Below are 15,216 nucleotides of genomic sequence, written 5' to 3'. Positions count from 1 at the left end.
TGGAGCAAAACCAATGGGCAAGATGACATCCGTTGGCTAAAAGGTACCAAAAATGGTGACGGCAGCTGGTCAGTAACGGTGGACTCAGCCAATTTTAAAAACAGCGGAGAATTCTATACGCACGTGTATGTGACAAACAATGGGAAAAATCAATTTTTAGGAGCTACTAGCTATTCCTTATCAATGGATGAAGTGAAAAATCGACTAGCCCATCCACCTTTTTATTATTCTCAGTTGGATTGGCGATGGAAAACGAAAAATTACGGTATGGCAAATTTAGGAGCTGCAGGTTGTGTTCCGACCAGCATGGCGATGATTTTAAAAGGTCAATTTGGCTTAAATGTTACACCAATCGATACAGCAAATCGATTATACAGTTATGGTGGCTACAATCAACAATATTTTGGGGCTTCAGGTATTGATTTCGTAAGAGGGATGAATTCATACGGTAGAACAATTATGATGATACGAAGTCTAAATGAATTGAATGATTACCTCTCAAAAGGCTATGCAGTCGTCATGTTTGTGGATGTTGGTATTGGACATGCGATTGTGGCTCATACTTATGCAAATGGCAAAACATTGGTCTATGATCCTTATGGTAAGCAATTCTATAGTGGGTATGCTTCAACGAATTCTTTGTGGAATAGTCCGTCAAAAGATCGAATTGATTGGACGGCTGGGCGACCTTATTTCGCAGTCAAGTAGAAGGGGGAATTCTTATGAAGAAAATAAAACTGATTCTTTTATGTTTTACGGTATTGTTCATTTCAGCTTGCCAAAGTGACTCAAAAGGAAAGACCCAAAGCAGTTCGACTGAGAAATCAATTAGTAGTGCAGAAACTTCGAGCAGTTTAGTGACAGTTGATGGAAAGACCGTTGATAGTTCCGATATTGATGATAGTCGCAAGACAAATCCTTCTTCCGATGTGGCAAAACTAAGGAGGGATCTTTATCAAGCAGGTGTTAACTCGAGTGGGTTGACTGATAAAATGCTTGAAAAATATCAACAGGAAGCACAGGAAGCGAATGAAGACGTTGTCGCTTATATAAAGAGTAAAATAAATAAATAATTATATTCAAACAAATGAAAAAATAGGAATAAAGAAGGTGCATCAATGGACAATCAAGTTGAAAGAGAAGAGGATAAAAGCGGGAGAAATGAAGATTTTCCTAACGTTAGAGTATTAAATGTTACAAACTACGATCAATACGCGCTTGGTGCACCAACTGGCTGTGAAGGGGCATCTTTACTACAGGCTTTGCAATTTAAAGGAAAGCTAACCAATATGGATTTAGTCTCCTTTCTAAGAGAAATACCCCAAACAACAAATGGAAGCCCGGAGACGGGATTTGTTGGGAGCCCTTTTGAAGAAAACGATTGGACCTACACGGCTATTTATCCGGGGCCATTAGCAAAGTGGGGACAAACATATGGGGAAGTGAGCGATATTTCAGGCTGTTCCGTAAATGAGTTATTAGACCAAGTCGGTAAAGGAAATCCCGTGATTGCTTGGGTCTCCATTGATTTTGAACCATTACGATGGGCCGAATGGTCATTCGGTAGAGCGGCCAACAACAACCATGCTGTTACGCTCGATGGTTTTGATCGAACCACCCAACAAGTTCATGTGTCAGATCCAATAAGTGGCACCTATTGGCTTCCATTAACGAAATTCCAAGCCATTTACGACGAACGAAAATTTGCGGTTGTGGTTCGTTCATAATTTCCAACAACATTTTCTTCTATTTGGGGTTTAAAGAAGAAAATGTTGTTTTTTTTACAAAATTGACTTGTCTATTTATTCAATACATGTTAAAACTAATAAGAAGACAAAACAAAAAAAGAGGGATGCTTAGATGGTAAAAGATATTCAAGAGATTCAAATAGGTGAGCGTTATGAAGTGAAGCCAAAAGGATTTCACCGTGCAATCAGAGGAAAAGTTCAAAAGGTGACAGCGGACAAAATTTATTTTGAAGTGGAGCACTGCGAACTTGTTGACAAGCCCATTGCGTCTGAAACCCCGCTTGTTGAAGCAGAGATTTTTGATATCAAAAAATCGTTAACTGAGCATTATTTCTTTAGTTAGACAACTAGGAAGAAGAGTAGCCCCATTCTCGCGAAAGTGATCTTTAGGAGAATGACCCGCTACTCTTTTCTTATGTTTTTGCAAATTTTTCTTCTTTTCCCGTTTTTTAAAAAGAACAGAGGGGCAATATGGTATAATACCAGAATGTAGAAGACAAATTAAAGATAAGGATTGACCCCATGGAACCAATAATCATATCAATTGTGACACATAACAGCAAAGATATCTTTCGCACGCTGGATCAATTTGCTTCCTTTTTACCAGATGCTGCTTATCAAGTGGTTATTTTTGATAATGCATCTGAACAAGACTATGTTGAACGAATAAAAACCTATTCTTTCGTCAAAGTCGTCCAATCATCCGAAAATCGGGGCTTTGGCTATGGACATAATCAAGTGTTGCGAAACGCAAAAGGGGCAACTGCTATGATTTGTAACCCGGACATTTTAGTTGATAGGCAGACATTAGATGAGCTAGCCAATCTTGTTTATAACAATCCGCTTTCTCGTAAAACGGCTGTTGTTTCACCGAAAGTGCTAAATGAAGATGGCACGACGCAATTTTTAGTCCGCCACAAGTTGACTGTTTTTGATTACGCCTTACGATTTATTCCGTTTCAATTTATCAAAAAAAGATTTGATCAGCGTTTGGCAGATTATGAGTGTCGCAATCTATCTGATCACAGCTATTCACTTATCCGCATGGGATCTGGTTGTTTTATGGCGATAAACTTAGCGGCATTTCAAGAGATTAACGGATTTGATGAGCAATTCTTCATGTATTTTGAAGACAATGACTTGTGTTTGCGATTTGAGCAAGCTGGGTACAAAATCGTCTATACACCGTTCGCTACTGTTACCCATCTTTATGGCAAGGGAGCCCATCGCAGTGGCAAGTTATTTTTGGTTTTTCTGCGTTCAATGGCGCAATTTTTTAGAAAATGGGGGTGGAAATTCTATTGAGCAAACCCAGTTTACAATTTGTTCTCGTTTTGTATCGCCAAACATGGCCAGCTGTGGCCAGTAACAAACTACTGAGTACCTTTTTGCAAGAACATCCAGAAAATCATTTACTAATTATTGACAATAGCCCTGAAATAAAGGACGTCCCAATAGTCGGCGAAGCCAACATTACTTATCAACAGTATCCTGAAAATCCAGGACTAGCGCCAGCGTATAACCTGGCACTGGCAGAAGCCAGCAAGCATCATCATGAGTGGTTGGTTTTACTTGATCAAGATACCACGCTTACAGAGGATTATCTGGCGGCTATTCTCGCAGATAAACAACCTTTAGACGAAGTTGTTTGTCGGGTTCCGCAAATGTTTGCCAACCAAAAACAAATTTCTCCGTTATTAGCCGATACCTACATTGATCGCAATTGGCATTGCCCTCCAATTGGGGTAACCAATCGTCGGGTAATGGCAATCAATTCAGCGAGTGTTTGGCGAGTCAGTTTTTTAAAAAAAATAGGTGGTTTTTCGTTAGAATTTCCGTTAGATTTTTTGGATCATTGGTTGTTTTATCAAGTGCATGTTCATCACAAAGAGATAGAGGTACTCCCTATTTGTTTAGAACATGACCTTTCCGTTCTTCATTATCAAACCATGACCATGGAACGTTATCAATCGATTTTAGCAGCCGAGACACGCTATTATACAGAAGTGGAGATAGAAAAGAAGCAACGTCATTTGCAGCAATTGCAGCGGCGAACAATTAAACAGTTTTTATCCGTTGGCAATCGTTCGATTTGGCGTGCCACATGGAAAAGTTATCAAAATTTGCGGAGGAAGAGGAAATGATTTCAGTTTGTATGACGACTTACAATGGCAAGCGCTTTCTAGATCAACAATTGACCAGTATCCTCCAGCAGTTACAACCTGAAGATGAAGTCTTAATTTCGGACGATGGGTCAAGCGATGGTACAAGAACGTTACTGCAGCAATTTGAAGCACAGGATGCACGAATTCATTTGTTCGACGGGCCCCAAAAAGGGGTAATTGCCAATGTCGCGTTTGTCCTAAGCAAAGCACGAGGGGACATTCTTTTCTTGGCCGATCAAGATGATTATTGGCTACCAAATCGTGTCAAAAGCATGCTTGCAGCATTTGACAGTCACCCAGACGTCCAAATTGTCCTGGCTGATTTAGCCATTGTGGATGATCAAGGAACGATCATTCATCCTTCCTATTTTGCCTTGCGACAAGTAAAAGTTGGTAAATGGCAAACGTTAATAAAAAATGGATTTATCGGTGCAGGGATGGCCATCACCTCACAACTTCGAGACAAAGCTTTGCCGTTTCCGCCAAACATTCCAATGCATGATATGTGGCTTGGGATGCTTGCGGACAAAAACGTGTATCTTTTAAAGGAACCACTTACGTATTATCGCCGGCACGCAAATAATGTCAGTGAAATTGCCACAACGGCTTCTTTTACCCAAAAGTTTCGTTGGCGTTGGCATTTGTTTTGGGCATATGTCGGTCGAAAATCGAGGAAAAAATAAAAAAAGGGTTTTTTTTCGTGACAATTATCGGTAAAATAGCAAGTGAGATGCCAAAAAATAAAGGAGCTTATGTATGAAAGGAATTATTTTAGCAGGGGGATCGGGAACACGTTTGTACCCATTAACCCGTGCCACTTCAAAACAGTTGATGCCTATTTATGACAAACCAATGATTTATTACCCAATGTCAATTTTAATGTTGGCTGGAATTAAAGAAATCTTAATTATTTCAACACCGGATGATACACCACGCTTTGAAGAATTATTTGGCAATGGACACGACTTAGGTATTCATATCGAATACAAGGTACAACCTAGCCCAGATGGATTAGCACAAGCGTTTATCTTAGGTGAAGAATTCATTGGCGATGATAGCGTCTGTTTAGTTTTAGGAGATAATATTTTCTATGGCGGCGGCTTATCAAAAATGTTGCAACGAGCAGCACAGAAGGAAAAAGGCGCAACCGTGTTCGGTTATCATGTGAATGATCCAGAACGTTTTGGTGTAGTTGAATTTGATGAAGAAATGCATGCCTTATCAATTGAAGAAAAGCCAGCAAAACCAAAATCAAATTTTGCAGTTACTGGCCTGTATTTCTATGATCATGATGTCGTGGAAATTGCCAAAAACATCAAACCATCCGATCGTGGTGAATTAGAAATTACGGATGTGAACAAAGCCTATTTAGAACGTGGTGACTTATCAGTTGAGGTCATGGGGCGTGGCTTTGCTTGGTTAGATACCGGAACGCACGAATCACTCCTGGAAGCTTCAACTTTTATTGAAACCATTGAAAAAAGACAAAATTTGAAAGTGGCTTGTTTAGAAGAAATTGCTTACCGCATGGGCTACATTGATCGGGAACAATTGGCAAAACTTGCCCAACCGCTTAAGAAAAATCAATACGGTCAATATTTATTACGACTGGTACATGGAGGAGACTCATGGGAAAATTAAAAGTTACAGCCACAAAATTAACAGATGTCAAAATTATTGAACCGGCCGTTTTTGGCGATCATCGCGGGTTCTTTACTGAAAGCTATTCAGATAAAGACTTTAAAGAAGCCGGCATCGACTTTAACTTCATTCAAGACAATCATTCCCTTTCAACGGAACCGGGAGTCCTTCGTGGCTTACATTTTCAAAAAGGACAAGCAGCGCAAACCAAATTAATTCGTGTGGTAACAGGCGCAGTTCTTGATGTGATTGTGGATATTCGTAAAGGCAGTCCAACTTACGGAGAATGGGAAGGCTATATCTTATCAGCCTCTAATCACCGTCAATTGCTAGTACCCAAAGGATATGCACATGGCTTTGTGACCTTGACAGATAATGTTCACTTTTTATACAAATGTGACAACTACTACAACGCAGAGGCAGATGGAGGCATTGCCTTTGATGACCCTGAATTAGCAATTACGTGGCCAATTGACCAGTCCAAAGCTATTTTATCTGAAAAAGACAAACATCACCCAACCTTGAAAGAGTTTGAAGCAGAAAATCCATTTGTTTATGGAGAAATCTAAGGAGAATACCATGAAAAATATTATTGTAACGGGTGGCGCAGGCTTTATCGGTTCAAACTTCGTCCACTATGTCGTAAATAACCATCCAGATGTTCATGTAACGGTACTTGATAAACTAACTTATGCTGGAAATAAAGAAAATTTAGCTGGCCTTCCTGCTGACCGAGTGGAGCTAGTTGTCGGAGATATTGCCGATCCAGAAATTGTTGATCAATTGGTTAAACAGACAGATGCTGTCGTCCACTATGCGGCTGAATCGCACAACGACAATTCATTGAAAGATCCATTTCCTTTTGTTCAAACGAATATTGTTGGAACGTATACCTTATTAGAAGCTTGTCGTAAGTACAATGTACGCTACCATCATGTTTCCACGGATGAGGTATATGGCGACCTACCATTACGAGAAGACTTGCCAGGACATGGCGATGGCCCAGGTGAAAAATTCACCGCCAAAACACCTTATAATCCATCAAGTCCCTATTCATCGACCAAAGCAGGTTCTGACTTATTGGTTCGAGCTTGGGTACGTTCATTTGGGTTACAAGCAACCATTTCAAATTGTTCAAATAACTATGGCCCATATCAACATATCGAAAAATTTATCCCACGCCAAATCACCAATGTTTTAAGCGGGATTCGACCAAAATTGTATGGCGAAGGAAAAAATGTCCGAGACTGGATTCACACCAATGACCATTCTTCTGCCGTGTGGACGATTTTAACCAAAGGCAAAATAGGAGAAACGTATCTTATCGGTGCTGACGGCGAAGAAGACAACAAAACAGTGATGGAATTAATTTTAGAATTAATGGGACAAGACAAACATGCCTATGATCATGTAAAAGATCGTGCGGGACATGACTTACGCTATGCGATTGATTCAACCAAACTAAGAGAAGAATTAGGATGGAAACCACAGTTCACAAATTTCCATGATGGCTTAGCTGATACAATTCGATGGTATCAAGACCATGAAGATTGGTGGAAAGCAGAAAAAGATGCCGTTGAAGCAAATTACGCCAAAAACGGTCAATAAACGTGAAATCGCGTTAACGTGGATACACACTTGAAAGGCAGGACGCATCCTGCCTTTCTTTCGGATAAGAGGAGGACAAACCATGATTTTATTAACAGGTGGAAATGGGCAACTTGGTACTGAGTTGCGCCATTTATTAGACGAACAAGGAAAAGACTATATTACAACTGATTCTCACGAAATGGATATTACGGATGCAGCAGCAACTATGGCCAAAATCAAAGAAATTCAACCAAAAGTAATTTATCACTGTGCCGCCTATACAGCTGTAGACAAAGCAGAAGATGAAGGAAAAGAATTAGATGAGTTAGTCAACGTGACTGGCACGGAAAATGTCGCCAAAGCAGCGGAAGCAGTGGGGGCAACGCTCGTTTACATTAGTACGGATTATGTTTTCGATGGCACATTAAAAGATGGAGAATACGCAACCGATGCACCAACAAATCCATTAAATGAATATGGACGCACAAAATTAGCAGGTGAAAAAGCTGTGCAAAGATACATGAGCAAGTATTATATCATTCGTACTTCTTGGGTCTTCGGAAAGTATGGCCATAACTTTGTCTTTACCATGCAAAAATTGGCGCAAACCCACCCAACATTGACTGTGGTGAATGACCAATATGGCCGGCCAACCTGGACTCGTACCTTAGCTGAATTTATGACCTTTGCCACAGAAGAAAAGATTCCCTATGGTATCTATCATCTATCAAACGACCATGCTTGTACGTGGTATGAATTTGCCAAAGAAATCTTGAAAGACACCGATGTCGATGTTCAACCGGTCACTAGCGACCAATTCCCACAAAAAGCGCACCGCCCTCAGTATTCAGTGATGGATCTAAGTAAAGCAAAAGCCACTGGGTTTGTGATACCTACATGGGAAGAGGCATTGAAGATGATGTTGGCGAGTCTTTAAAAAAATAGTAAGAGAGAAAACAGCTCCAACTTCATTATATATAGTGAAGTTGAAGCTGTTTTCTGTATAAAGTTCAAACACGGTAGAATAACTTAGCTTGTTCTACTATCGCACGAGCTAATTCAGTAGAATTGCCTAAGTCAACATAAATATTGGATGAATCAGGCTTAAATAACTCATGGTTTGCAGGAGAATTTCCAAGTATAACAGGTTTGTTCATTGCTTTGTAAATATATGTTTTTCCAGCAATTGTCCTTTTTGCTTTGCCAACAGTGGAACTGAAATGGCCGGCAAGAGCTAAATCAGATTGATTAATTAAATTTGCTAATTCAACTTGAGAAAGCCATGGAATAAATGATGTCTGAGGAAAATTGTCCTGATTAATTTGCAATTTTTTGCTGATTGGACCAATAATTGTAAAATGTATGGAACTATCTTTGGATAATAATTTCATTGCATCCAGAATAATTTCTATTCCTTGAACTGGTAGAATGCTACCAAAATATATTACCTCGAACCGTTTATTTTTAGGTCTAGGTTTTGCTTTGTAAATTGATGTATCTGCAACGATGTATAGTACCTCAATTTTTTCTTCTGGAAAATGGAAGGTTAACGAAAAGTATTTTTTATGAGCATTTGTGTCAGCAATAACAATATCTGCTTTATGAATTATTAAAGCATCGATTTTCTTAAGTACGTTACTAATAAATTTTCCATCTTTAAATTTCTTTCGATCATCGACTAACGTGTCATAAAAGGAAATAAAAAAATCCATGATAATTAACTTGTTTTTTGGAAAAAAATAAATAAATGGAAAAAGTAATTGTGGGGCAAATCCTATAAATAGACAGTCAAAATTTTTTTTAATCAAGGCAAGGGAGAAATGCCAGTAGACATAGCATAATCGAGCAAAGTAATTTTTCTTCTTTGAAGCAATAATTTTAATCGATTTTGCTGTACTTGATAGAAGTTCAATTTCTTGCGTATTTCGAATATAGTCAATATTTTTTGTTGAGACAAATAAAACGTCTTTATTCGTTATTGATTCAATAAAAGGTAATGAATTCATTTAGCCACCTGTTTCTTTTTTGAAGATAATAATATAACAATTAGAAAAGCAAGAACATCTGAAAAAGTTGCTAAAACACGTAATACAATCATAGATAAAGCAATAGTTGATTGATTCACTAATCCACCTGTGACACCTACCATAACAGCTTCTTTAATACCTATACCGGCTGGTGCTCCGGGAGTTATGAAACCAACAAGCCAAGATAGGGTATAAGCTGAAAATAATTTAAAGAAAAGGGTAGTTGTCACATGCTGATCTAGTATAAAAGTGAAAACAAGCATGTACATTAAACTTGAAATTAGCATAACAAATACGTAATAAAAAAAACACTTAATTAAAACATGGATGTTCTTTTTTTTAAATATATCTTGATTGTTCGAAAGAAATTGTAGAATATTTTTTTTGAAAATAACAATTAAAACGTATAATACTAATACAAAAAAAATAAAGAGTATCAACAAAAACCATATATTTGTGAAGGTAGACATGAATTTCCAAATATAATCATACAAAAATACTAAGGAAATAGCCATTGCTGATAAAACAGTCATTGCTACGTCTATAATAGTAGCAGTGGCAACTTTTAAGTGTGATATATTTTGATTCATAGCTAATTCATTTCTACCTACATATTGAAAAACATTTCCTGGAACATATTTCATTAAGTTTGATTTCACATAAATTGTAACAGTTTCTTTATATGGTAATTTTTTATTTGATAAGATTTCAACAATTTTTTTCCAGGGATACGTATTTGTTGCGACAATGATTGCTTGTACGATTACGATAATAACAACAGGAAGGATATTCTTGCTCTTAAAAATACTGTGATAATCCAATCCATTTGAAAACAATTGCTTGAACACAAAAATAATTGCAAGAACGGTCACTATATTGCCCAAATATTTGAGTAGATTCTTTTTCTCGATTTTCATATTTACCAACTTTCCTATTCAGTATCGATACCAATTCTACTTGATTCTCCAGAATGAATCAAATTAAATTTGACCGCACTGAAAACAAACTTTATACTCATTATGTATTCAAGTATTATATTATATGAATCATGCATGATGAATAACAAAGGAAGAGGTTTTCAATTTATGGATAAAGTTTCAGTTATAGTAACCTGCTATAACCATGAAGAATACATAAAGCAGTGTCTAGAGAGTATCTATAACCAATCCTATCAAAATATACAGTTAATAATAATAAATGATGGTTCAACAGACAACTCGGCAGAAGTTATAGAATCAACATTGAAAAAAAATCCATATAAGGATACGTTATTTATAAATCAAGAAAATTTTGGTGCTTGTTTCTCGAGAAATAAAGGCCTTGATTTAGCGACTGGGCAGTTCATATTACTGGTTGATAGCGATAATTATTTAGAGCCAAATCATATTTCTTTATCTCTTAGCACGTTGGGTAATAGCGAAGCTGACATAGCTTATTGTTCCCTATCAAGTGCTATGACAGGTGAAATAATAAATGAGGTTCCTGAGTTCTCAATTGATAGACTTTTAACAGTAAATTATATTGATACGTGTTCTTTATTTAGAGTATCTATTTTGAAAAATCATCGCTTTGATATGTATTTAAATAGAAAATTTATGCAAGATTATGACTTTTTTTTAAGTTTAATTATGGACGGTGCTAGGGCTGTAAAAGTTAAAAACTTATATATAAATTATCGTATTTTACCTAACTCTATAGGAAATCGTGGCGAAAGTATAAAAAAAAGAGTAAGTTGGTTCGATACTTATATTTATGTCCTATCAAAATACCCTGAACATAAAAATACAGCAACTTTAATGGTAAGTCAGTGGTATAAGGATTTAGCTAGCCAATTTTTGCATGAAAAGAAGTTAAATGTCATACAAAAACAAAAAATTGAATTTAATAAAGACGAGTTAACGAAAAAAACAAGATTGGTTGATTCTTTAAATAATGAGAATGATTCGTTGATGCAACAACTTGCGGATTTAAAAGAAGAGTATAAAAATTTGGATGCATTGTACATGAGTATTGTTCATTCGAGCAGTTGGAAATTTGGACGAATGCTAACGTTTCCCTTAAGAAGAGGAAAAGATTTTATTTTAAAACATTTTAAGTCTTCTTTTAAAAGCAATTCTGATTTGAAAGAAACTAACTACAAAAGATGGATTGCTGAAGTTGAATCAAAAGAAACTGATAGTAGAAAATCATTTGATTTGAATCCGTTGATATCTATACTAATTCCTGTATACAATGTTGAGAAAAAATGGTTAATCAAATGCATCCAATCAATTGAAAACCAGTCATATACAAATTGGGAGATTTGTATTGGAGATGATGCATCTACTAATCAGGAAACGATTGAAACTTTGAAAATTTTATCGGAAAAATCAGATAGAATTAAAGTGATTTTTAGAGAAAAAAATGGTCATATTTCTGAGGCAACAAACTCAGCTTTAAAATTAGCACAAGGTGAATTTATAGCATTAATAGATAATGATGATGAATTGGCTTCCAATGCACTATTTGAAGTTGTCAAGATTATTAACGATCATCCTTCAGCTACTCTCATTTATAGTGATGAAGATAAAATTGATGAAAACGGCGAACGTTTTGACCCACATTTCAAACCGCAATGGTCTCCTGACTTATTGCTGAATCAAAATTATATTTCTCATTTAGGTGTTTATCGGACAGACATAAGTAGAGAAATTGGTGGTTTCAGAAAAGGATACGAAGGAGCGCAAGATCATGACTTTGTTTTAAGATATGTAGAGAGAGTACAAAGAGATACAATTTATCATATTCCTAAAGTGTTGTATCATTGGCGTGCTATTCAAGGATCAACAGCACTTGAGATGAGTGAGAAAGATTATGCAAGTGAACGAGGTTTATTAGCTATTAGCGATGCTTTAAAAAGAAGAAAGAGAGAAGCAAGCGTTTCTTTAGGAAAATATCCAGGGTTATATGATATAAGCTATAAAATTATTGATCATCCTCTAGTTAGCATCATTATACCAACAAAAAATGGATATGACGATGTAAAAAAATGTATAGATTCTATCATTGAGAAGTCTAGTTACAAAAATTACGAAATTATTCTAGCCGATAATGGCAGTGATGACCCTAAAATGAATGACTTATATGATTTGTATAAGAAACGATTAGGTGAAAGGTTTAGTTGCGTAGTTATTGATATTCCTTTTAATTATTCAAAAATCAATAACTTAGCTGCACAAGAAGCTTCAGGTAAATTTTTATTGTTTCTGAATAATGATACAAGCGTAATTACAAAAACCTGGATTCAAGAGATGCTAGGTTTTGCACAATATCCAGAATATGGTTGTGTTGGTGCTAAATTATGGTATTTTGATGATACAATCCAACATGGTGGTGTTGTTTTGGGAGTAGGTGGAGTTGCTGGTCACGCATTTTTAAATGCGACAAAGGAACAACCAGGTTATTTTAGCAGACTTTATACTGATTATAATTACACGGCTGTCACTGCGGCTTGTTTAATGGTTCGCAAAAATATTTTTGAACAAGTTAACGGATTTGACGAAACGTTTGAAGTTGCTTTTAATGATGTTGATTTATGTATCAGAATTTATGAGTTAGGAAAAAGAAATGTCTGGGCGCATAAGGCAGAACTTTACCATTTTGAGTCAAAATCAAGAGGGTATGAGGACACACCCGAAAAACAAGAACGATTTAAAGGTGAAATAGAAAGAATGAAGAGAAGGCACCGAGAAATATTAGAGAATGACCCCGCATATAATCCAAATTTTGATTTGAATTCTAATCCTTTTTCTACCTTAAAAACGAAAGTATAAGAAATAATAAAACCGGCTTAATTCATGATGAAGTAAGTCGGTTTTATTGATAAAATACAAGATGTAATTGTTGAATTTTGCAATTTCATGTATACTACTTTTGATTGTAATTAAAAAATAAGGGGTTAAGACTTGTGTTTGAAAAAAAGAATAGAATATTATTAAACGAATTGGTAAAGACCGATTTTAAATTGCGCTATCAAGGGAGTGCGATAGGCTATTTGTGGTCAGTCTTAAAACCCTTAATGTTGTTCGCTGTGATGTACATTGTCTTTATACGATTCCTAAAATTCGGCGCAGATGTACCACATTTTGCAGTTGCGATGTTATTGGGAATGGTATTATGGCAATTTTTTACAGAAACAACAAACTTGGGTATGATGTCTATTGTTTCGAAGGGCGATTTATTAAGAAAATTAAGTTTTCCTACTCATATTGTGGTAATTGCAGTCTCTATTAATGCTTTCATAAATCTGCTAATTAATTTGGTCATTGTGTTCATTTTTAGTTTGATAAATGGAGTAGATATTTCAAAATATGCTTTTGTGACCCCACTTTTATTAATTGAACTGTATGCTTTTTCATTAGGTGTTGCATTTATTTTAGCAACTATATACGTGAAATTTAGGGATATTGGTCCGATTTGGGAAGTGATATTACAAATCGGTATGTATATGACCCCAATTATCTATCCTTTAAGTTTAGTAATCAATCAAAGTCCATTTTATGCAAAGTTAATGATGCTCAGCCCAATGGCTCAAATCGTACAAGATATGCGTCATTTGTTAACTAGTCCAGTGAATATTACTACTATGGAAATTATAAATACTAAGCCAATTGCGCTTATTCCCTATTTTTTACCATTCCTTATTTTATTTGTGGGTTTTTTATATTTTAATAAACATTCGAAAAAATTTGCGGAGACGATATAATGAAAAATCAAATTGCAGTAAAAGTGAACCATGTGAGTAAATCGTTTCATTTGCCAGTTGAATCAACGACAAGTTTAAAACGGACGATTGTCAATTATTTTAAAGGTGTAAAAGGGTATAGAGAACAAAAAGTTTTAAGAGATCTTTCATTTGAAGTCAATAAAGGCGATTTTTTTGGGATTGTTGGTAGAAATGGTAGTGGAAAATCAACTCTTTTAAAAATAATTTCTCAAATTTATACACCTGAAGCTGGAAATGTTGAAATAAATGGCAAATTAGTATCGTTTATTGAATTGGGTGTTGGATTTAATAATGAATTAACAGGCAAAGAAAATGTCTATTTAAATGGAGCTTTGTTAGGATTCTCTGTTAAAGAGATTGATAATATGTATCAAGATATCGTGGATTTTGCTGAGTTACATGATTTTATGAATCAAAAATTAAAAAACTATTCAAGTGGTATGCAAGTAAGACTGGCTTTTTCGGTCGCAATTCAAGCTAAAAGTGATATTTTAGTCTTAGATGAAGTACTTGCAGTAGGTGATGAAGCATTTCAAAGAAAGTGCAATGATTACTTTATGGAAGCAAAAAAAGCTGACAAGACAATAATTCTAGTTACTCATTCTATGGAAGCTGTTCGAAAGTATTGTAATAAAGCAGTAATGATTGATCAAGGGAAGATAAAGATTATTGGATCACCAGATGAAGTTGCTAATGAATACTCATTGAAAAATGTTACGGCTAAAGGTTCCGCTACGGTTATTGAACAAGCTACCCAAAGTGAAAACGGGCAAATTGAAATTGATGAAGAAGTAGTTGATTTGGATAATAAGGATGAGCAAGTCGTGCCGGTAAAAAATCTCCAAGTCAACCTGCTTTCTGATGTATTGCTAAATGATGAAAAACTAGTTGAATTTGAAGTGACTTACGACTTAGATAAGGATATAGAAACCTATTTAGCGTTCTCATTGACTGACATTGATAGAAATGTATGGATGTATAACGATAATTCCTATAATTATAAAACATCGGGGATGGGAAGTCATTATTTCCGTTATTCATGCCATTTGTCGGAAATCAATCAGTGTAAATTGAAATTAAATGTAGCGGTGCGTGGAGAAGATGATGAGCCACTATTATTTTCAAATAGTGAAAATTCACCTGTTGTAATTGTTCCACCTAAAAATAACATGCAAAAGAGCGAACGGATTTCAAGCAGTGGGATTCTGAGGAGAAATGGTTTGTGGTATAGTGAATAAAGACTCCTATTTTAGGAGTCTTTATTTTTAAAAGGAGTAAAG

Annotated in this window: 16 protein-coding genes; 14 read left to right on the top strand and 2 right to left on the bottom strand. The window is 35.8% G+C overall.

Going from position 1 to position 15,216, the window contains the following annotated elements; genetic code table 11:
• The 11 genes from ACFSR0_RS06875 to rfbD all read left to right on the top strand — a co-directional run.
• The coding region (locus ACFSR0_RS06875) for a GBS Bsp-like repeat-containing protein (protein WP_379981218.1) at positions 1 to 708 on the top strand (708 nt) is incomplete at its 5' end.
• 14 nt (positions 709 to 722) lie between these two features.
• Complete coding sequence (locus ACFSR0_RS06870; RefSeq protein WP_379981216.1) at positions 723 to 1,073, top strand: hypothetical protein; 351 nt, start codon at positions 723 to 725, stop codon at positions 1,071 to 1,073.
• A gap of 45 nt (positions 1,074 to 1,118) precedes the next feature.
• Positions 1,119 to 1,727, top strand: coding sequence for a C39 family peptidase (locus ACFSR0_RS06865; RefSeq protein WP_379981214.1), 609 nt, complete (start codon positions 1,119 to 1,121; stop codon positions 1,725 to 1,727).
• A gap of 133 nt (positions 1,728 to 1,860) precedes the next feature.
• Positions 1,861 to 2,091 carry a hypothetical protein gene (locus ACFSR0_RS06860; protein ID WP_007208111.1) on the top strand — a complete coding sequence of 77 codons (231 nt, stop codon included), beginning with the start codon at positions 1,861 to 1,863 and terminating at the stop codon, positions 2,089 to 2,091.
• A 179-nt stretch (positions 2,092 to 2,270) separates the two neighbouring features.
• Complete coding sequence (locus ACFSR0_RS06855) at positions 2,271 to 3,053, top strand: glycosyltransferase family 2 protein (RefSeq protein WP_379981212.1); 783 nt, start codon at positions 2,271 to 2,273, stop codon at positions 3,051 to 3,053.
• Complete coding sequence (locus ACFSR0_RS06850; protein ID WP_379981210.1) at positions 3,050 to 3,892, top strand: glycosyltransferase; 843 nt, start codon at positions 3,050 to 3,052, stop codon at positions 3,890 to 3,892. The genes ACFSR0_RS06855 and ACFSR0_RS06850 overlap by 4 nt, the downstream gene beginning before the upstream one ends.
• Entirely contained in the window at positions 3,889 to 4,596 is a 708-nt protein-coding gene (locus ACFSR0_RS06845; protein WP_379981208.1) for a glycosyltransferase, read from the top strand. Before ACFSR0_RS06850 ends, ACFSR0_RS06845 begins: the two co-directional genes overlap by 4 nt.
• 73 nt (positions 4,597 to 4,669) lie before the next feature.
• Entirely contained in the window at positions 4,670 to 5,554 is an 885-nt protein-coding gene (gene rfbA / locus ACFSR0_RS06840) for a glucose-1-phosphate thymidylyltransferase RfbA (RefSeq protein WP_379981206.1), read from the top strand.
• Positions 5,542 to 6,123 (top strand): dTDP-4-dehydrorhamnose 3,5-epimerase, encoded by a 582-nt coding sequence (gene rfbC / locus ACFSR0_RS06835; protein ID WP_379981204.1) that lies wholly within the window; start codon positions 5,542 to 5,544, stop codon positions 6,121 to 6,123. The genes rfbA and rfbC overlap by 13 nt, the downstream gene beginning before the upstream one ends.
• 10 nt (positions 6,124 to 6,133) lie before the next feature.
• Complete coding sequence (gene rfbB, locus ACFSR0_RS06830) at positions 6,134 to 7,162, top strand: dTDP-glucose 4,6-dehydratase (RefSeq protein ID WP_379981202.1); 1,029 nt, start codon at positions 6,134 to 6,136, stop codon at positions 7,160 to 7,162.
• Between the two features lie 82 nt (positions 7,163 to 7,244).
• On the top strand, positions 7,245 to 8,081 hold the full coding sequence (gene rfbD, locus ACFSR0_RS06825; RefSeq protein WP_379981200.1) for a dTDP-4-dehydrorhamnose reductase: 837 nt from the start codon (positions 7,245 to 7,247) through the stop codon (positions 8,079 to 8,081).
• 73 nt (positions 8,082 to 8,154) lie between these two features.
• Here rfbD and ACFSR0_RS06820 read toward each other — a convergent pair whose 3' ends face one another.
• Together ACFSR0_RS06820 and ACFSR0_RS06815 are read right to left on the bottom strand one after the other, a co-directional pair.
• Positions 8,155 to 9,150, bottom strand: coding sequence for a glycosyltransferase (locus ACFSR0_RS06820; RefSeq protein ID WP_379981198.1), 996 nt, complete (start codon positions 9,148 to 9,150; stop codon positions 8,155 to 8,157).
• The gene (locus tag ACFSR0_RS06815) at positions 9,147 to 10,088 is read right to left on the bottom strand and encodes a hypothetical protein (protein ID WP_379981196.1); all 942 of its coding nucleotides are present in this window, start codon (positions 10,086 to 10,088) and stop codon (positions 9,147 to 9,149) included. Before ACFSR0_RS06815 ends, ACFSR0_RS06820 begins: the two co-directional genes overlap by 4 nt.
• Before the next feature lie 168 nt (positions 10,089 to 10,256).
• On the opposite strand from ACFSR0_RS06815, the gene ACFSR0_RS06810 reads away from it, so the two are divergent.
• The 3 genes from ACFSR0_RS06810 (at position 10,257) to ACFSR0_RS06800 (ending at position 15,174) form a co-directional block, all read left to right on the top strand.
• A complete protein-coding gene (locus tag ACFSR0_RS06810) occupies positions 10,257 to 12,983 on the top strand; it encodes a glycosyltransferase (RefSeq protein WP_379981194.1) in 2,727 nt (908 codons plus the stop codon).
• Positions 12,984 to 13,117: 134 nt separating this feature from the next.
• Positions 13,118 to 13,915, top strand: a complete 798-nt coding sequence (locus ACFSR0_RS06805) for an ABC transporter permease (RefSeq protein WP_379981192.1) — start codon at positions 13,118 to 13,120, stop codon at positions 13,913 to 13,915.
• A complete protein-coding gene (locus ACFSR0_RS06800; RefSeq protein WP_379981190.1) occupies positions 13,915 to 15,174 on the top strand; it encodes an ATP-binding cassette domain-containing protein in 1,260 nt (419 codons plus the stop codon). Before ACFSR0_RS06805 ends, ACFSR0_RS06800 begins: the two co-directional genes overlap by 1 nt.
• Positions 15,175 to 15,216 lie beyond the last annotated feature (42 nt).

Source organism: Enterococcus camelliae, from assembly GCF_042685105.1.
Taxonomy (GTDB): Bacteria; Bacillota; Bacilli; order Lactobacillales; family Enterococcaceae; genus Enterococcus_G; species Enterococcus_G camelliae.
The sequence above is the reverse complement of the archived record's forward strand: the minus strand, read 5'-3'. Positions and strand labels throughout refer to the sequence as shown.

Excerpts from the sequence above, each read along its gene's own strand:
- ACFSR0_RS06870 (WP_379981216.1), top strand. The coding sequence starts at position 723 with ATGAAGAAAATAAAACTGATTCTTTTATGTTTTACGGTATTGTTCATT.
- ACFSR0_RS06865 (WP_379981214.1), top strand. The coding sequence starts at position 1,119 with ATGGACAATCAAGTTGAAAGAGAAGAGGATAAAAGCGGGAGAAATGAA.
- ACFSR0_RS06860 (WP_007208111.1), top strand. The coding sequence starts at position 1,861 with ATGGTAAAAGATATTCAAGAGATTCAAATAGGTGAGCGTTATGAAGTG.
- ACFSR0_RS06855 (WP_379981212.1), top strand. The coding sequence starts at position 2,271 with ATGGAACCAATAATCATATCAATTGTGACACATAACAGCAAAGATATC.
- ACFSR0_RS06845 (WP_379981208.1), top strand. The coding sequence starts at position 3,889 with ATGATTTCAGTTTGTATGACGACTTACAATGGCAAGCGCTTTCTAGAT.
- rfbA (WP_379981206.1), top strand. The coding sequence starts at position 4,670 with ATGAAAGGAATTATTTTAGCAGGGGGATCGGGAACACGTTTGTACCCA.
- rfbC (WP_379981204.1), top strand. The coding sequence starts at position 5,542 with ATGGGAAAATTAAAAGTTACAGCCACAAAATTAACAGATGTCAAAATT.
- rfbB (WP_379981202.1), top strand. The coding sequence starts at position 6,134 with ATGAAAAATATTATTGTAACGGGTGGCGCAGGCTTTATCGGTTCAAAC.
- rfbD (WP_379981200.1), top strand. The coding sequence starts at position 7,245 with ATGATTTTATTAACAGGTGGAAATGGGCAACTTGGTACTGAGTTGCGC.
- ACFSR0_RS06820 (WP_379981198.1), bottom strand. The coding sequence starts at position 9,150 with ATGAATTCATTACCTTTTATTGAATCAATAACGAATAAAGACGTTTTA.
- ACFSR0_RS06815 (WP_379981196.1), bottom strand. The coding sequence starts at position 10,088 with ATGAAAATCGAGAAAAAGAATCTACTCAAATATTTGGGCAATATAGTG.
- ACFSR0_RS06810 (WP_379981194.1), top strand. The coding sequence starts at position 10,257 with ATGGATAAAGTTTCAGTTATAGTAACCTGCTATAACCATGAAGAATAC.
- ACFSR0_RS06800 (WP_379981190.1), top strand. The coding sequence starts at position 13,915 with ATGAAAAATCAAATTGCAGTAAAAGTGAACCATGTGAGTAAATCGTTT.